Origin of the sequence: Pedobacter sp. KBW01 (assembly GCF_003852395.1) — a bacterium.
Taxonomy (GTDB): Bacteria; Bacteroidota; Bacteroidia; order Sphingobacteriales; family Sphingobacteriaceae; genus Pedobacter.
This window is the reverse complement of sequence record NZ_QAJQ01000036.1, coordinates 1-18,710: the sequence shown is the minus strand read 5'-3', so window position 1 is coordinate 18,710 and position 18,710 is coordinate 1. Positions and strand designations below refer to the sequence as shown.

Annotated in this window: 15 protein-coding genes; 7 read left to right on the top strand and 8 right to left on the bottom strand. The window is 39.4% G+C overall.

Features of this window, described 5'->3' with window-relative positions:
* Nucleotides 1–21 precede the first annotated feature (21 nt).
* The 5 genes from DBR40_RS24850 (at nucleotide 22) to trxA (ending at nucleotide 6,451) form a co-directional block, all read left to right on the top strand.
* On the top strand, nucleotides 22–2,682 hold the full coding sequence (locus tag DBR40_RS24850) for a putative LPS assembly protein LptD (protein WP_124562432.1): 2,661 nt from the start codon (nucleotides 22–24) through the stop codon (nucleotides 2,680–2,682).
* 4 nt (nucleotides 2,683–2,686) lie between these two features.
* Entirely contained in the window at nucleotides 2,687–3,931 is a 1,245-nt protein-coding gene (locus DBR40_RS24845; RefSeq protein WP_124562431.1) for a competence/damage-inducible protein A, read from the top strand.
* Between the two features lie 56 nt (nucleotides 3,932–3,987).
* Nucleotides 3,988–5,349: a dihydrolipoamide acetyltransferase family protein gene (locus DBR40_RS24840; protein WP_124562430.1), complete on the top strand. Its 1,362-nt coding sequence runs from the start codon at nucleotides 3,988–3,990 to the stop codon at nucleotides 5,347–5,349.
* 75 nt (nucleotides 5,350–5,424) lie between these two features.
* Nucleotides 5,425–6,039 carry a hypothetical protein gene (locus DBR40_RS24835; RefSeq protein ID WP_124562429.1) on the top strand — a complete coding sequence of 205 codons (615 nt, stop codon included), beginning with the start codon at nucleotides 5,425–5,427 and terminating at the stop codon, nucleotides 6,037–6,039.
* A 115-nt stretch (nucleotides 6,040–6,154) separates the two neighbouring features.
* Nucleotides 6,155–6,451, top strand: a complete 297-nt coding sequence (trxA, locus tag DBR40_RS24830) for a thioredoxin (RefSeq protein ID WP_090763274.1) — start codon at nucleotides 6,155–6,157, stop codon at nucleotides 6,449–6,451.
* Here the strand turns inward: trxA and pdeM are convergent, their stop codons facing one another.
* The 4 genes from pdeM to DBR40_RS24810 form a co-directional block, all read right to left on the bottom strand.
* Nucleotides 6,452–7,090 carry a ligase-associated DNA damage response endonuclease PdeM gene (gene pdeM / locus DBR40_RS24825; protein ID WP_124562428.1) on the bottom strand — a complete coding sequence of 213 codons (639 nt, stop codon included), beginning with the start codon at nucleotides 7,088–7,090 and terminating at the stop codon, nucleotides 6,452–6,454.
* Between the two features lie 109 nt (nucleotides 7,091–7,199).
* On the bottom strand, nucleotides 7,200–9,677 hold the full coding sequence (locus DBR40_RS24820; RefSeq protein WP_124562427.1) for a ligase-associated DNA damage response DEXH box helicase: 2,478 nt from the start codon (nucleotides 9,675–9,677) through the stop codon (nucleotides 7,200–7,202).
* Between the two features lie 61 nt (nucleotides 9,678–9,738).
* On the bottom strand, nucleotides 9,739–11,328 hold the full coding sequence (locus DBR40_RS24815; RefSeq protein ID WP_124562426.1) for an ATP-dependent DNA ligase: 1,590 nt from the start codon (nucleotides 11,326–11,328) through the stop codon (nucleotides 9,739–9,741).
* Nucleotides 11,325–12,359: a ligase-associated DNA damage response exonuclease gene (locus DBR40_RS24810; RefSeq protein WP_124562425.1), complete on the bottom strand. Its 1,035-nt coding sequence runs from the start codon at nucleotides 12,357–12,359 to the stop codon at nucleotides 11,325–11,327. The genes DBR40_RS24815 and DBR40_RS24810 overlap by 4 nt, the downstream gene beginning before the upstream one ends.
* Nucleotides 12,360–12,486: 127 nt before the next feature.
* Between DBR40_RS24810 and DBR40_RS24805 the strand changes: the two genes are divergently transcribed.
* Nucleotides 12,487–13,092, top strand: a complete 606-nt coding sequence (locus DBR40_RS24805; protein WP_124562424.1) for a transcriptional regulator — start codon at nucleotides 12,487–12,489, stop codon at nucleotides 13,090–13,092.
* A gap of 4 nt (nucleotides 13,093–13,096) precedes the next feature.
* The gene (locus DBR40_RS24800; RefSeq protein ID WP_124562423.1) at nucleotides 13,097–13,807 is read left to right on the top strand and encodes a DUF3307 domain-containing protein; all 711 of its coding nucleotides are present in this window, start codon (nucleotides 13,097–13,099) and stop codon (nucleotides 13,805–13,807) included.
* 41 nt (nucleotides 13,808–13,848) lie between these two features.
* Here DBR40_RS24800 and DBR40_RS24795 read toward each other — a convergent pair whose 3' ends face one another.
* The 4 genes from DBR40_RS24795 to DBR40_RS24780 form a co-directional block, all read right to left on the bottom strand.
* Nucleotides 13,849–16,017, bottom strand: coding sequence for a S9 family peptidase (locus DBR40_RS24795; RefSeq protein ID WP_124562422.1), 2,169 nt, complete (start codon nucleotides 16,015–16,017; stop codon nucleotides 13,849–13,851).
* Nucleotides 16,018–16,113: 96 nt separating this feature from the next.
* A complete protein-coding gene (locus tag DBR40_RS24790; protein WP_124562421.1) occupies nucleotides 16,114–16,797 on the bottom strand; it encodes a hypothetical protein in 684 nt (227 codons plus the stop codon).
* Between the two features lie 23 nt (nucleotides 16,798–16,820).
* Nucleotides 16,821–17,597 carry an enoyl-CoA hydratase/isomerase family protein gene (locus DBR40_RS24785; protein WP_124562420.1) on the bottom strand — a complete coding sequence of 259 codons (777 nt, stop codon included), beginning with the start codon at nucleotides 17,595–17,597 and terminating at the stop codon, nucleotides 16,821–16,823.
* Between the two features lie 548 nt (nucleotides 17,598–18,145).
* The coding region (locus tag DBR40_RS24780) for a ComEC/Rec2 family competence protein (protein WP_148090185.1) at nucleotides 18,146–18,710 on the bottom strand (565 nt) is incomplete at its 5' end.

Genomic DNA, 18,710 nt, shown 5'->3' with positions numbered 1-18,710 from the left:
AAATAACATTCAAATACGAATTTGAAACTTCTTAAGAGCTCTATTTTACTAATTTCTGTCATTTTATTAACACTTGCTGTTAGTAAAGCTAACGCATTTTCTCATTTTTCATTGCAGCAAATCATTAAGCAAGACACAACTAAAAAGGATACAACCCTTAAAAAGGGCAAAAATAACAGTAGTATCGATCAGAAAGTCGAATACAAGGCCGATGACTCTGTGAAGATGAGTGCCGATAAAAACATTGTTTACCTGTACGGAAATGCCAGAGTAGTTTATGGCGATTTTGAACTTGATGCGGGATATATCAAATACGACAAAAAGCAAAATACGATTTTTGCCACAGGAGTAAAAGATCCGAAATCGGGAAGATATACTGGTAGGCCAATTTTTAAATCGGGTGCTGACGGTACAGCAATAGCCGATTCTATTTTTTATAATTCGGAAACTACACGGGCCAAGGTTTATGGCGTTTTCTCTGAACAGGAAGGTGGGTTCTTTTCTGGCGGACAAAGTAAAAAACAGATAGATGATGAACTGCATATCAAAAATGTGATGTACAGTACCTGTAATTTGCCGCATCCACACTTTGGTTTAATGATTTCTAAAGGCGTTGTAACCGAAAAGCAGATTATCACCGGCCCGGTTTACATGGTTATTGAAGATATTCCAACCTTTTTTGGTCTGCCTTTCGCATTTTTTCCAAAGCCGAATAAACGTACATCTGGTGTAATATTACCTACACCGGGTGAGGATGCAACCCGTGGATTTTTCTTGCAGAATGGGGGTTACTATCTTGGCTTAAACGATTACTGGGATGCCAAAATAATGGGCTCTATTTATACCAATGGTTCTTACGAAACCAGTTTATTAAGTAATTACACCAAGCGGTATAAATTTAACGGTAACATTAACCTGTCTTACTCCAGCTTTAAAGATGGTTTGGAAGGAACTGAGGCTTTTAGAAACCCAACCAAAAACTTTAGTATTAACTGGAGTCATAGCCAAAATGCCAATGCTAAGCCTGGTACGACTTTCAGTGCCAGTGTAAGGTTGGTGTCGAGTGGTAAAAGGGGATATTATAGAAATACGGCAGCAGGTACTTCGTACGATATTAATGCAATTTCTACCAATTCTACAAGTAGTAGTGTCAGTTATGCCAAAACATTTTCAAACAACATGAACTTGTCTTTGGCTGCTAGAAGTGATCAGACTTTAAGTACAAGGGCCATATCACTTAGGTTGCCAGAAGTAACATTTAACGTACCTACATTTAACCCTTTCAGTAAAAAAAATGCTGTTGGAGAACAGAAGTGGTATCAAAAAATAACGGTTGGTTATAGTCTTCAGGGAACAAATAGTATTGATACTTTTGATAGTTTACTTTTTGATAACGATGGTTTAAAGCGTTTAAGAAGTGGTATTGCACACAGCATTCCGGTTAATATGTCGTTCACAGCCTTAAAATATTTAAACTTTAGTTTAGGAGGAACGTATAATGAAGTCTGGAATTTTCAGAGCGTAAACAGACGTTACACCCAGTTTGCCGATAACACCTATACCTTTAGAGAAGATACTCTTAGCGGTTTTAAAAGGGCAGGGAGCTATAGCCTTTCTACCAGTATGTCGACGAAGATTTATGGAAGAAGAGATTTTAACCCACAAGGAAAGATTCAGGCCTTAAGGCATGTAATGACTCCAAACGTTTCTTTCTCTTATTCGCCCGATTTTACTAAAGCAGGAGCAGGGCCTTACAGACCTGCTATCGATCAAAACGGTAAGGAAATTTTAACTGGAGGCCAGCCCTTAAAATATTCTATTTTTGATGGTATGGCGCAGCAGGGATCTTTCGGTGGGCCTAATGCATCAATTGGTTTCGGGGTTGATAATACGGTAGAGTTGAAGGTGAGGAATAAGAACGATACTACAGGCACAGGGTCAAAAAAAATCCCCATTATACAGGGCTTGAGTTTTAGTGGCTCCTACAACTTTTTAGCTAAGTCTTACAAATTATCTACCATTGGTTTTAGTGGTCGATCTCAGTTTACAGATAAGCTGGGAATCAACTATAATGGTACCTTGGACCCTTATTCACTTAGACCCGATACCATTCCTGGCTCCAACTTGTTGATCAGGCAGGACCGTTATTTCTGGCAGAGCGGAAAAATATTGCCACGTTTGGCAAACCTTGGTTTCTCGTTCGATTACAGCTTAAACCCTGAAGCTTTAAAACGCAAGAACGAGGCTAACGATAAATTAGGAGAAGCTGCGAATAAAAAAGGCCTGACCGATATTCAGTCGGAACAATTGGCCGCCATTAGCCGTGATCCGAATGCTTTTGTTGATTTCAATATTCCTTGGAATTTTTCGTTCTCTTATAGTTTTCAGTATTCGAATGATGGAAATCGTACAACCATTTCTAATACACTGAATTTTAATGGCGATGTTAATTTAACGCCTAAATGGAAAGTTACCTTTAACTCTGGTTACGATTTTAAAAACAGAGGCTTAACACCTATGAACTTGGCCATTTATCGCGATTTACATTGCTGGGATATGAGTGTAAACTGGGTACCCTACGGTGCTTACAAAAGTTATTCTGTAACGATTAAAGTAAAAGCATCGATACTACAGGATTTAAAATTGAGCAAAAGACAAGGTTTTTACAGCACATACCAATAAATTTATGCTAGCCGAAATTATTACCATTGGTGATGAAATTCTAATCGGACAAATTGTAGATACTAATTCTGCATGGATGGCCCAACAGCTAAACCTGACCGGAATTTCTGTAAAACAAATCACTTCGATATCTGACGACGAACAACACATTCTGGATGCTTTAGCCCAGGCCGAACAAAGAGCTGATATTATTCTTATTACGGGCGGTTTAGGACCAACTAAAGATGATATCACCAAAAAAACACTGGCCAGGTATTTTAACATGGGCTTTAGGCGCGATGAAGGTGCTTTAGAAATGGTGCGTCAGATTTTTGAAAAATTTAAACGCCCTCTAATTGATGTTAATATTCAGCAGGCCGATGTACCGGATGGCTGCGAGGTAATTGTAAATAAAAACGGTACAGCGCCCTGTATGTGGTTTGAAAGGAACAATAAGATTTTTGTTTCTATGCCTGGTGTTCCATTCGAAATGATGTACCTCATGGGGGATGAAATTCTTCCCCGCTTAAAACGCAGGTTTGAACTTCCGGCCATTGTACATAAAACCATTCTTACAGCAAACATCGGCGAATCATTTCTGGCCAAAGAAATAGAAGAAATTGAAGATGCATTACCGGCACATATTAAACTTGCCTATTTGCCCAAACTAGGGCAGGTGCGTTTGCGTTTATCTGCCATAGGCGATGATGAAGTCAAATTAAAAACTGAGGTGGAGGTTTTTGCCAAGCAAATTATGGCAAAGGTGGATAAATTTGTGGTGATTGATGAAGATATTCCTTTGGAAAAGGCGATTCTAAACATCATGCATGTCCGCGGTCTTACCCTATCTACATCCGAAAGTTGTACCGGTGGATATATAGCCCATTTAATTACCCAACACCCGGGCTGTTCTTCAGTATATTGGGGCGGAGCGGTTACCTATGCTTACGAACTTAAAGAATCGGTGCTTGGCGTAAAGGCAGCTACATTGGCTACCTTCGGTGCAGTTAGTGAAGAAACGGTAAAAGAAATGGCAGAAGGCGCTATTAAACACTTTAAAACCGATTATGCTATTGCAGTAAGCGGAATAGCAGGACCAGATGGCGGAACAGCAGACAAACCAGTTGGCACCGTATGGATTTCAATTTCTTCGAAAGATAAAACTGTAGCTAAACTGTTTAATTTCAGTAACAAACGTATTCAAAACATCGAGCGTTCGGCAACTGCAGCATTAACCATGTTATTAAATCTACTTAAAGAAACAGTTTAGAAGGAATAAAAACTGTATTTTTGTGGCGTTACCAATATAAAATACTGTAATTTAATATGGCTCAATACGAACTATTGTTACCAAAAATGGGTGAAAGTGTTGCAGAAGCAACGGTGATTAAATGGGTAAAGCAACCGGGTGATACTATTGATTTAGATGATACCATTCTGGAAATCGCTACCGATAAGGTAGATTCAGAAGTTCCTTCGCCGGTTGCGGGTAAATTGGTTAAACAATTATTTAAGGAAGACGAAGTTGCCCAGGTTGGTGATATAATTGCGATTATAGAAACCGAAGGTGGATCTGCCCCTCAGGTAGAAGAAATTGCTGTTGCTGCTCCGGTAACAGAAGAGAAAACTGAAACGATTCCGGGGATTGAACAATTGCCGGAACAAAATACAAGCCAGCAAGCTGATTTTAGTGCTGCTGAGCGTTTTTACTCACCTTTAGTTAAAAGTATTGCCGCACAGGAAAATATTTCGCTTGCAGAGCTTGATGCAATTAAAGGCTCTGGTGCCGATGGCCGCTTAAATAAAGACGATTTATTAAACTATATCGCCAACAGAAATGGCGGAAATGTAATTAAAACGCAAACTGTTATTTTGGCTCCACCACCTCCGGTTGAAAAAGCAAGCGAGAGCAAGCCAAATATTCAGCCAGTAGCACAACCTTCTGGCGCAAGTAAGCCATCTACCACATCAGTAAGCGGTGGCGATGAGATTATTGAGATGGACAGGATGCGTAAGCTGATTGCCGATCACATGGTGATGAGCAAAAGTACTTCGCCACATGTTACTTCATTTGTTGAAGCCGATGTAACCAATATGGTTTTATGGCGTAATAAAGTGAAAAACAGCTTCGAAAAACGCGAAAACGAGAAAATTACCTTTACACCGATCTTTGTAGAAGCAGTTGCAAAAGCAATTAAAGACTTCCCGATGATTAATGTTTCGGTTAACGGAACACAGATTATCAAAAAAGCGGATATAAATATTGGTATGGCAGCAGCATTACCAAGCGGAAACCTAATTGTTCCGGTAATCAGAAACGCCGATCAGTTAAATATTGTAGGTTTAACCAAAGCTGTAAATGATTTGGCCACGCGTGCCAGAAACTCTAAATTAAAACCCGACGAAACCCAGGGTGGAACCTTTACCTTAACCAATGTAGGTAGTTTTGGTAATGTAATGGGCACACCAATTATTAACCAGCCTCAGGTTGCTATTTTGGCTGTAGGTGCTATTAAAAAGAAGCCTGCGGTATTAGAAACCGAACACGGTGATGTAATTGCTATACGCCACATGATGTTCCTTTCATTATCATACGATCATAGGGTAGTTGATGGTTCGTTGGGTGGTATGTTTGTACGCAGGGTTGCCGATTATTTAGAGGCCTGGGATTTGAACAGGGAGATATAACAAGTTTACAGTTAAAAGTTTTCAGCTGGCATAATGCCAACAATCTAAACCTTTTACCAGTTTAACCATTAAAGAATGTTAGATTCAATTTTAAAAAAGATAGTTTCCGATAATGTGTTGCATGCCAAATGGTTAAATACATTGTCTTACATGGAAAATGCAGGTGCTAAAAAGATTTCGGCATCAGAACATAAGGAAAATGTTAATCTCATTATTCTTAAACATGCTGCCGAAGAACATCGCCATGCCTATTACCTGAAAAAGCAGATTGCAAAGGTTGATGAAACCTCTTGTAAGACCTATACCAACGCAGAGTTGTTATCTCCAAATAACACCAAATATTATTTACATGCTTTAGATATTGCGGTTTGCCGTTACTTGAAAGCAGTATTTAATCTTTCTGGTTACGATTTAAAGTTTGCAGCTTACCTTTTTGTTACTTACGCAATAGAGGTGCGTGCCGATGAGCTTTATCCAATTTACCAGGCGGTTTTAGATGAGGCGAAAAGTAAGGTAAACGTTAAGTCGATTATTTTAGAAGAAGAAGGCCATTTAGAAGAAATGATTAATCAGCTGGTTAACTTTTCACCTGACTGGGAAAATCACGCCGCTGAAGTAATTAAAATAGAGAAAGACCTGTTTGATAGCTGGGTAACTGCTTTAAATGTAGAACTGCCGGTAAATGCTTAATTTATATTGCATTGTTGCAAAATTATAATTCTGAGCAGTCAAGTTTTAAAAGAACTTGACTGCTCTCGTTAAAACCAATCCCATTTACCTTTGTTTCTAACTAAAAACAAGTAGCATGTCTAAATTCTCCGATTTAATCAATGGCGAAAAGCCTGTTTTGGTTGATTTTTTTGCCGAATGGTGCGGACCCTGCAAAATGATGAAACCCGTTTTGGATCAGTTAAAGTCACAGGTAGGAGATTCTGCAGCGATTATCAAAGTAGATATCGATAAAAACCAGCCTGCTGCAGCGGCCTTTAATGTACAGAGTGTGCCTACGCTAATTTTGTTTAAAAATGGGAAACCTGTTTGGCGCCAGAGCGGTGTGGTACAGGCTGCACAGTTGAAGCAGGTTATAGATCAGCACGCTTAATTAAACCTCTACAACGGTTTTGGGGGTTACAGCGAATATCCTTTCATTATTTTTAGGGTAAACGGTATACAAGCCCGTAAAGAGACTAAAAGCAGGTAAAACAGCATAACTTCTGCCAAAGTAAAAACAAGGAAATTTGAGCCGTTGTTTGGCCTTGCCCACAATGGTTACACCCGGATGGATGTGCCCGCTAATAGGGTAAAGTTCTGCTGCATCATTTTTGGGTGCATCGTGAATAAAACAAAAAGGCCCTAAGCAATAACTGAGATCGTGTATTTCAATTCCCATTTTCGCATAATCTGCATGGGCCAGTTTATCGTGATTCCCCTTTACGAGCAGTAATTTCAAATCAGCATATTGTGCTCTCCACGTCGAAAAATCATCAATATCTGTGTTTAAACCATGATGAAACATGTCGCCGGTAATGAGTAGGGTTTGGGGTTGATATTTTTCAATTAAGCCACTTAACCGTTGCAAATCACTCTGGGCAATGGTAGCAGGCACCTGCACTCCGGCTTGACGAAAATGAGCCGATTTACCCAAATGCAGATCGCTTATGGCCAAAAGTTGATGTTTAGGTAGAAATAAAGCCCGCTCTTTATCTAAAATCAGTTCTTCTCCGTGGCTTGTAATGGTCATTAATAAATATGTGATAGTGTTACCATTTAAGAAATATAATAACTTATAAGGCATATCGCCCAAAACTTAGAACTTATATTTTCTCAAATGCCCTATATAGTTAAAAGTATTACTTAATTTTTTCTGATTCTGCTTTCATCCTTGCAATTCGCTGCTCTAGTTCTTCCGAGCTCATGTTTTCCCGCAAACTATCTACCTTAATTGGAAAAGAAAGCGGGGTAAAGCTTTTCGGGTGAGTAATTACAATTGCACCATACTGAATTCTTTCCAATGCAGCGGCCAGTCGCGGTTCTTCCAGTTGCTGATAAAACACTTCATCGTATGCTTGCCGTAAAAGTAAATTATGTTGGTCATAATCACTAAAAACATTAAAAAATAAACCTGCCGATGACTGTAGGTGTTTATTAGCCACATATTTTCCGGGGTAACCCTGAAAAACCAAACCCGAAATGCAGGCAATATCACGAAATTTCCTCCGCGCCATTTCTGTTGAATTGATGCTCAGGGTAATGTCTTCCGTTAAATTTTTGGGCGAAAAAACTTCGTAAGCAATTGATTCGTCCATGGGTATTTCTGTTTCGCTAAGCAGTTCAAATCCGTAATCGTTCATGGCAATAGAGAAACTGATGGGCAGCAATTTGCTCAGGCGATAAGCTACAAGCGCAGCAAGCACTTCGTGTACCAGCCTTCCTTCAAAGGGGTAGGCAAATAAATGGAAACCTTCTTTGTTGTTAATCAGTTCGATTAATAATTCATCGTTACGCGGCACATGCGAGCGTTTTTCCTGCAATAAGAACAGGGGGTAAACCGAATCCAACTCTTCATCCTGATGGGTTTTATCCAGCGCTTCATTGTATTTCTTACGCAAAACCGAGCCTAAATTTGACGACAAGGGCAACCTGCCGCCATTCCAGCTCGGCGATATCGCATTTTTTTGTTTGCTGTTGCGCACAATTACCGTCATATCCTTTACATGGATAAATTCGAGCACGCGACCAGCCAGTCTGAAGTTATCGCCTGCCTTTAGCCGGGTTACAAAATATTCTTCTACCATGCCAATGTAGCCTCCTGAGAGGAATTTTACCTTCAGCATGGCATCACTAACAATGGTTCCGATGTGCAGGCGATGGCGCATGGCCAGTTGGCGGCTCTTTACTTTCCAAAGTCCGTCTTCATCTTTAGTTACTTTCTTAAATTCGTTATAGGCACTTAAACTATCACCGCCCGAGGTAATAAACTGCATCACCCAACTCCATTCCTCAGGGACGATCATTTTAAAAGCATGGGTGTTTTTAATCTCGTTATAAATCACCCGGTCGTCAAAGCCATCGCCAATAGCCAGGGTAACCAGGTATTGTACCAGCATATCGAAAACCATAATAAAGGGTTCTCTGCTTTCGATATTGTTGGTTATGGCTGCTTCTTTTATTGCGGCAGCCTCTACGAGTTCCAGAGCATGAGTGGGGAGGAAATATATTTTAGAGGTTTCGTGAGGAGAGTGGCCCGACCGGCCGGCACGCTGTAAAAAACGGGCTACACCTTTAGGCGAGCCTACCTGTACTACCGTATCAACAGGTTTAAAATCTACTCCTAAATCTAAAGATGAAGTGGCAATAACAGCTTTCAACTGACCCGTATGCAAAGCATCCTCAATCCAGTTGCGAAGTTCGAAATCTATTGAACCGTGGTGTATGGCAATGCGCCCGGCCAGTTCGGGTTCAATATTGAGCAAATGCTGGTACCACATTTCCGATTGGCCGCGGGTATTAATGAAAATTAGGGTTGTTTTGCTTTTTTCTATAATCGGCAATAGTTTGTAAGCTAGCTTTAGTCCTAAATGCCCTGCCCATGGGAGTGTTTCAATATCATCGGGCAGGATAGATTTAATCAGGATTTTCTTTTCCAGGTCAGCTTTAACAATAATGCGTTTGGTGTTGATATCAGGTTCTAAAACATCCAGTGCTTCATCGATATTTCCAATGGTAGCAGATATCCCCCAAACCCTTAAAAATTGTTGTTTTTCCTGCTTTTGCAAGCCTTTAATGCGAGAAACAGCCAATTCAACCAATACGCCACGTTTACTGCCTAATAGCTCATGCCATTCGTCGGCCACAATGCATTTCAGGTTTTTAAATAAAGTTGATGATCCTTTTTGAGCCAAAAGCAAATGCAGGCTTTCGGGGGTAATCAGCAGGATTTCTGGCATCGATTTTTTTTGCTGAACTTTTTCCGCCTGGCTAGTATCGCCGTTTCTTACACCTACATGCCAGTCGAGTTCCAGTTCCAGTAAAGTTTCGCGCATCGCCCGGGCAATATCTTTAGCCAGAGAGCGTAAAGGCGTAATCCAGATCAATTGCAACCGGTCTTTTGCTTTTTTATTGCTGCTTTCGGAGGCGTTCATGGCCTCAATTACAACTGCCAGAAATAAAGAAAAGGTTTTGCCGAAACCAGTAGGGGCATTTACCAGACCACTATAACCATTAAGATAATACTGCCAGGCCTCTTCCTGAAACTGAAACGGCCTGCGCTTATGGGTTTTAAGCCATTGTTTTATCTTTTTATAACCTTTGGTTTTGGTTTGGTTCATTGTTTAATTTTTTATACAAACTTTGCATGTTTTTAAAACCTGTGAGGTTTAAGCGATTGTATTACAAAGTAGACTGTAGCAACCGCCTTAAATCTTCCAATGTATTAATTTCTGCTGCTTTTTTATCTTTTCTCCACCTCAATATACGTGGAAAACGCAAGGCTAGTCCTGCTTTATGCCGTTTGCTTTCGGCAATACCTTCAAATGCAATTTCGAAAACCAGTTCGGGTTTAACGGTGCGCACAGGGCCAAATTTTTCGATGGCATTACGGGTTACAAAACTATTTACTTCTTTAATTTCTTTATCGGTTAAGCCCGAATATGCTTTGGCTATGGTGACCAGGTTTTCGCCATCGCGAACAGCAAAAGTATAATCGGTAAAGAAATTTGCCCTGCGGCCGCTTCCTTTCTGCGCATAAATCATTACAGCATCAACGGTATATGGATTGATTTTCCATTTCCACCAATCACCTCGCTTACGGCCGCTATGGTATAACGAATTAAGCTTTTTGAGCATAATGCCTTCGCTGTTTATAGCTCGCGAAGTTTGTCTTAACGCAGTGAGTTCTTCCCAGCTGTTACAATTTATAACCAGGGAGAGGATTACCACGCTTTCGCCTAAATTGCCAATAATACCGTTTAAAATTTGTCTTCTTTCGCTTAGTGGTTGTGTTCTATAATCCTGTGCTTCGTATTCCAGTAGATCGTAAACGAAAAACCCAATAGGGGCATCTTCTAACTGTTTTTTATTAATTGTTTTGCGGTTCAGACGCTGTTGCAATGTGTTGAATGACAATACTTTTTTATCTTGTATGGCAAGTATTTCTCCATCTAAAACGATACCATCAGGCAGTGCATCAACCAGGAAATGCAATTCAGGGAATTGTTCGGTTACCAGTTCTTCTCCACGGCTCCAGATAAAAAGTTCGCCATTTCGTTTTATAATTTGTCCACGTATGCCGTCCCATTTCCATTCTGCCTGCCATTCCGTAATATCTCCCAGGTTTTCGGGCTCCTGTTCCAAAGCATAAGCGAGGCAAAAAGGGTAGGGCCAGGAATTATCGGTATTTACATGGATCCCATTAACAAGCTCATGGAAAGTAATTTCGTAAGGATTCCATTTACCCATAATACTGTGCATAATCTGTGCACTATCTAAACTGCTTTGTTTAGCCAAAGCATTAACGAGCATTTTGTTTGAAACGCCTATTCTGAAATTTCCGGAAATCAGTTTGTTAAAAATAAAGCGCTCCTGTGTTTCCAAATGGTTCCAGGCATTAAAAATAAAAGCCTTTTTGGTATCATCATCCTTGCCTTCCAGGCAATGCAGGTCTTCAATCCATTGGTAAAGCTGCAAATCGGAAGTGTTTTCTGCAGGTGGAAGAAGAAGAGCAATAGTTTCGCTTAAATCGCCCACATTGGCGTAGCTTTCCGAAAATAACCATTCTGGCGTTTGGGTAATTTCGATTGCCCAATATTTAAGCAGAGCTGATTTGATGGGTCTTTTTGGCTTTTTTCCGGTAAATAAAGCAATTACCCAAACTTTATCTTTATCATTAGCAGAGTTGAAATAATGAACCAAAGCCGCTATTTTATCATTGGTTTTGTTGCTGAGCTCGAGCTGCTGAATCAGTTGTGCGAAATGTTTCATGGTAATTTACTTTCGTTTTGCTCGGCTAAATCAACTTTGTTGTCCTCATCATCTTCCTGTCCGAATTTGGTCAATACTTCACTGGCTTCAATACCTTTCTCATTTAAAAAGCGGCTAAATGCAGCTGTAAAACCATGGGTTACATAAACCTTTTCGGCTCCTGTTGCGGTAATGGCTTCCATAAGGCCGTTCCAATCGGCGTGGTCGCTCAATGCAAAACCTGCATCCGCACTCTGCCAGCGACGATGTGCCCTAACCTGCATCCATCCGGAACAGATGCCTGTAGCCGGATGGGCTAAATTTTTGATCCAGCGGCTATCACGCATTGCAGGCGGAACTATCACAATTCCTTTTTGCAAGGCTTCTTTAGTGGTTTCGGGTACTATCCTGATGGTTTCGGGTAAATTTACGCCTGCATTTACAATTACCTCGTTCAGGTTCGCAATACTGCTATGCACATATATCGCAACGTTGCCCGCCAGATTTTTAATCAGCCGCTGTGCCTTGCCTAAACTATAGGCAATTAATACACTTGTACGTTGCTGACTGATATTATCGTTTACCCAGTTTTGAATGCCGTTAAAAACCACTTCTTGTTTTTGCCACTTGTAAACCGGTAAGCCAAAAGTACTTTCAGAAACAAATGAGTGGCATTTTACGGGCTCGAAAGGTGTAGTAATACCATCATCTTCAATTTTATAATCGCCCGATATTACACATATTTCACCTTTATAAGCCAATCTAACCTGTGCCGATCCAATGATATGCCCTGCCGGGAAGAATGAAATATTTACGCCATTGCGGGTAATACTTTCGCCGTATTCGAGCGTTTCTACGTTTAAATCTTCACTAATTCTGCGTTGAATTATAGGCTTGGTAAGCGTATGGCAGAGGTAATATTTGTTGCCAAACCGAACATGGTCGCTATGGCCATGCGTGGTTACGGCATAATCTACAGGCCACCAGGGGTCTACGTAAAAATCTCCCTGATTGCAATAAATGCCTCTTTTGGTAAATTCGATTAATGCCATGACTATTTAACAATCAATATCTCAATTGGTTTTAGTTTAATATCGGGTAATTACCCGATATTTCTATTTATCGGGTAATTACCCGATATTATTTGTTGTTTCTAATTATTTTATCGATATTGGTGTTATGATTTGCATTATAACAGGCGATATTATTGGCTCACGTAAAATAAAAGATACCTGGTTAGCAAGCTTAAAAGGGGCGCTAAAAGTTGTTTCGGGCAAGCATAACAGGTGGGAGATTTTTCGGGGCGATAGTTTTCAGGTAGAAGTAAGTGCAGCAGAAGCATTGAAAACAGCTATATATTTAAAGGCTTGTATTAGGTTGAATAGGGCTGCAGATGTGAGAATGGGATTGGGGATTGGTGAAGTGCGAGGCAAAAGAAAGAAACTGACAGAAGATAGTGGCGATGCTTTTGTGTACTCTGGTGCTGCCTTTGATAGCTTAAAACAAATCAAGTTGAACCTGGCCATTAAAACCAGTTCTGCTGATTTTGATGAAGAAATAAATACCTTAATTAAGCTTGCGCTTATTGCAATGGATAGTTGGGGCATTGTAGCTGCCGAAATGGTTAAACTGGCGCTGGAGTATGAAAATATATTGCAAAGCAAATTGGCTGCTATTTCGGGCAGAACACAATCATCGGTTAGTGAAGCCCTAAAGCGTGCTCATTTTGCCGAAATAATGGATATGGATAGGTTGTACCGTAAAAAATTGAACCAAATGTTTTAAAATAATGGATATCTACCTCATCAAACTTATTATTGCCCATTTAATTGGGGATTTCTTTTTGCAACCAGCCTCTTGGGTTGAAGAAAAAGAGATAAAGAAACTAAAATCAGCCAAACTTTACCTGCATGTAGCCATACATATTGCGTTGATATTCCTGATATTTTTAAGTTTTGCGGTATGGAAAGTGGCCTTACTTGTAGGAGTAATCCATTTCACAATTGATGCATTGAAATTATTGTTTCAAACGAAAAAAAATGCCCGCTTGCTGTTTTTTATCGATCAGGTATTGCATTTAACATCTATTGTAGCAGTATGGCATCTGTTTTATAAAGGAAGTCTGGATATCAGTTACCTGAACGAAACCAAAACCTGGATAATCATTTCGGGAGCTTTGTTTTTAACCATGCCTACCTCCATTATCATGCGGGTTATTATTGCCCGCTGGATTCCGGATAATCAGCCAGACAGCCCAAAATCATTGCAGAATGCCGGTAAATACATTGGTATACTGGAAAGGGTATTGATATTTGTATTTATATTGACCAAACATTTTGAAGCAGTTGGCTTTTTGCTTGCGGCAAAATCTATATTCAGGTTTGGCGACTTAAAAGAAGCCCACGACCTTAAATTAACGGAATATGTATTAATCGGAACCCTGCTGAGTTTTGGAATTGCCATTGTAACGGCTATGCTAACCCAAATGTTTGTGATATAAAAAAAGCAGCTTTCGGGCTGCTTTTTAAGTGTGATTATCTATTATCTTGCTCCCGGAGGGCAGTTTTCCTTTAAAAACTTGGTGTAGGTTAACGATAAATGCTCGCTGGTTCCATCGCCTTCAGAGATACTGTGTGTACGGTTTGGATAGCTCATTAATTGAAAAACCTTTCTGTTTTTAATTAACTCATTGATCAGCATTTCAGCATTCTGGTAGTGTACGTTATCATCGCCCGTACCATGAATATATAATAAGTTACCCTTCAGGTTTTTTGCATGTGTAACTGGCGATCCTTTAACATAAGCTTCTTTGCTTGGAAAAGGCGTTCCCATATAACGTTCCTGATAAATATTATCGTAAGTTAACTGGTTGCCCACTGCTGCAATAGCAATACCTGTTTTGTAAATTTCAGGATATTGGAACATCAGGTTCAGGGTAGACGAACCACCGCCGCTCCATCCCCAAACAGCCACACGGTCTTTATCCATAAAGGCATTGGTGGAAAGTAATTTCTTCGCTGCCATGGCTTGGTCCCGGATATTTATTACCCCAATATTTTTATAAATACCTTTGTGCCATGTACTCCCTTTTGGTACTGGTGCCCCTCTGTTATCCATTGAAATGTAGATGTAGCCATCTTTCGCCATATCGCCGGCATACAAAAAGTTTCTTCCTGCGCCGTAGGTATCAAGTGCAGTTGCCGAAGCGGGTTCGCCATACACATAAAACACAACAGGGTATTTTTTAGATGGGTTAAAATTATCAGGTTTTTTCATCCAACCATCCATTTCTACACCATCTTCGGTAGTTACTTTAAAAAACTCTACTTTATTTTTTGTTGCCTCTTGTTTTGAAAGCTGTGTAGTGATGCTGCCATCCATGGTAAACGGATTACCAGTTGTAAAATTCATCCACTCGGTAATTGGCCTAACAATAGCACTGTTGTATGAATGACGGGCAAATGCTGCATTTGGAGAAATATCGTAATTGTGTGTACCAGGTAAAACTGAAGGGGTAACCTGCTCTAATTTTCCTTTTCCATCTAATTTGGTTTTGAAAAGGTATTTCTGCGTGGCATTTGTTGGAGAGGCCAGGAAATAAACCATGTTGTTTTTAACGTCAATTAATTTAACATCAATCACATCATAATTTCCTTTGGTAATCAGGGTTTCTTTTTTGCCATCTAAACTAATTCTGTACAGATGGTTCCAACCGTCTTTATCAGATACGATGGTAAACTCTTTATTGTCGTTTAACCATTTCCATTCATCCTGTGCATCAATCCAGGCTTTGGCTTTTTCGGTATAAACGGCTTTTGCAGCACCAGAAGAGGCCTCACAGATAAATACTATACTTTCGTTCTGCTCGCGGTTAAGTTGTTGTAAAATGATGTTATTGCTATTTGGCACCCATTGCATACGTGGAATATAGTGCTGAACATTATCGCCCGGTACATTTAACCAGTTGGTTTTGGCGGTATTAATATCAACTACTCCAACTTTACAGGCTGAAGGATTTTCTCCAACTTTAGGATATTCAACCGGAATGGTATAAGGATAAATCGAATCCGTATTGTTGATCATCAAAAAGTTTTTGATTTTAGTAGCATCGATCTGCCAGTAAGCAATCGATTTCCCATCCGAACTCCACCTGAAACCATCACGACAATCGAATTCTTCTTCGTAAACCCAATCAAAAGTACCGTTAATCATGCGATCGGTACCATCTGTAGTTAAAGCTTTCGCACCGGTTCCATCAATGTTTTCTACATACAAATTGTGTTTACTAACGTAGGCTACTTTACTACCATCGGGCGATAATTTGGCAAACATTAAAGAAGATGCTGGTCTGTCCTTTCCAATCTGTACAATCTTGTTTGCAGTTAAATCGGCCAACCAGTAATCGCCACGTGTATCGTAGCGCCAAACTTTTTTGCTATTGGTATAAATTAATGCTTTTGTGCCATCGTTCGATAACTGAAAGCTTCTTACGGCAATAGCATCGTTATTACCTGCAGGTGTTAATAATGCTCTTGAAATAATTGTTTTTCTGTCGCTTTTAGGAAGTGTTATTGAAATAATTTCTCCGCCAGCAATTTGATAGTAGGAGTTACCATCCTTTGCCCAGTTAATGTTTTGGGCATTTACATCAATTACAGCACATATTGCAATGCAGGTAACTGATAATCTGAGTAATAGTTTTTTAATCATATAAAGTTAGGTCATAAAAAAAGCTTTTTAACTTTTGGGCTAATTTAAATAAAAAGCCGTCAGTTAAAAAGCTATTAATTAGCTGTAAATGGTTAATTATTCACCACCACCTTGCATTTTTGCTAAATCTTCCATCGTAACTACTTCGTATCCGGTTGGAACTTCTTTCGAAATTGGGCCAACTTTACCTTCTGCTATCGATTTTAAGGTAGTAGTAGTTTCGATACCTCTCTGTACCAAAGTGTATTTTACCGGGAAAGCTGCTAAACCAGGGAAATAGTTTTGAGCACCTACATTTGGTAATTCCACATCTTTAGTTGCCCAAAGTTCGTGCGTACCACCTTTGTCATCTTTAAAAGTATATTTTTCTGCGTTAAAGCCACCAACAGTTTGTTTTTCGCCTGTAGCTTTGAAATCAGAAAACTTAGGCAATGCACCCATTGCTTTTTCAATATCTTCTTTTGATTGTTTAACCGCGAATTGTTTTTGGGCAATTGGCACATCGATTAAAAGTAAACCTGTTTTGTCATTATTGTCTGATACAATGCCAATTAAAGCCGGACCTTGCTCCATTTCAATTTTAGTTAAACCGTTATTGAATTTAACTTTCAGTTCTGCAGGTGGCTCTTGTCCGCCCATAGCAGCTTTTTGCTCCTCCGTTAATTTGTATACTAAACCGTAAGTAAGAGTACCTTCGGTCATTTTCTTTTGCGCATGAGCAATTACTGCACTAGCCACTAAGATTAAAGCTACAACGCTTGTTTTGATTGATTTGAACATGTTTTTATTTCAGTTTAGTTTTTTTACCAATTAATTTTTTCTTTTTTCAGAAATGAAGCGATTCCTTTTTTAAAATCTTCACTTTCTCTAACCCGGGCATTGATTTGAACAGCAGTTTCCAGGCTTTTTTCCAGTAATGGATTATTCGTCTGGTTAATAAGCTGTTTGGTAATCATTAATGAATTTCCAGAGCTTTCGTTACACAAACTTAATGCAAAATCTTGTACTTTTTGATGAATTTCATTCGAATTTGTTACAAAGTTGATTAAATTATATTTCTGTGCCTGCTCAGCAGAGAAGGTATTTCCGGTGAGCAGAATTTCTTTGGAAACTGTTTCACTGACCTTCTGTTTTAAAAAGCACGAAACAATAGCCGGCACAAAGCCAATTTTAACTTCGGTGTAACCAAAATTGCTTTCTGGAGTTGCAAAAACAATATCACAGATGGTAGCCAAACCACAGCCTCCGGCAATGGCGTGCCCTTCAACCTGTGCTATAACCACTTTAGGTAAATAATAAATGGTGGTGAAAAGCTTTTTCAGGTTATTAGAATCGGCTACATTCTCTTCAAAGGAATTCTGCTGTAGTTGTTGCAGATATTCTAAATCCGCACCTGCACTGAACGAACTTCCGTTTGCATTTAAAATTACCACTTTAACCAAATCATCTTCCGATGCTTTTATAAATGCTGCTGTAAGTTTGGCAATGAGCTGAGGGTCTAATGCATTCCTTTTTTCAGGCCTGTTGATTGTTATTGTTGCAATTCTTTCTGCAACATGGTACAAAACCAGATTTTCCATCTTATTGGGTTAGTTGTATCAAATATGCTTTATTTTTCTTTAAAACGTAAGCACTTTTTGTGTTTTCCTGTAATTGTTTGATACGATAATCTTTATTAGTGGAATCGATTAATAAGGTTTGAAACCTGATATCTGGAGGAATGCTGTTTAAATCGAACCTACTGTTTGCAGTAATCCACATGGAAGAAAAGGAACCTGATCCTTGTAATTGCTTATAATTTAATGAATTGTCTATCAATAAAAATCGGTAACCAGAACGGTTTTTTTTCCCCGCGTAAAAGCAGCAGCATAGTTTTTTCTTAACGAAAAGAAGACGATGTTATGTTGTTATGAGGCCCTGAGGCTACCGTAAGCGATGAGTAACTGATAACAGGCAAAAAGAGATAATGATGAAAAGATGAACCTTTTATTGAGCCTGGCGAGACCGTAAAAAAATAAACCCAGGCTAAAGCTCAACAATATAAATTCGGTTAAAGTAATGTAGATAGAAGAAAAGGTTGCAAAAGGCAGATTGGTTATCCATTTTAAAACTGTGTTGGTGAGCTTGATTAGCCATTCGAAAGCAGGAGCCAAAAACTAAGCCCTGGAATTAATACGGCAACCTCTAAATACATCATTAATACCAGGGGTAGTGTAATGAAAAGATTACCAATGAGAAAATAGAGTGGAAACTGGTGAAAGTAATAGATGCTTAAAGAGAAAGTAGCAATTTGTGCCGCCAACGACATCGCTATAAAATTCCATAATTTATCTAGCCATTTATTTTCGATATAAAACAGGTTATAAATTTTTGGCTGTAAATAGAATAGCCCGAAAACAGCTAAATAAGAAAGTTGAAAGCCAACGTCCCAAATGGAGAAAGGATTATAGATGAGCTGGCAAAAGGCCGAAAAAAAGACTCTTTCATTTACCGCCTCGGTTGATTCGGGCACTCCCTGATTTTTGCTGTAGTTACGGTAGGTTACCGCCGCAGAAACCGAAGACGATAAACTGATTAGTACGCCACTTATTGCCACTACACCTCCATTTAAAGCTTTGCCGACTTCATTATACCAATACATGTTTTTGAAGGTATAATTATAAAAAAGCCCCAGGTTTGCACTGCCCCCAAAA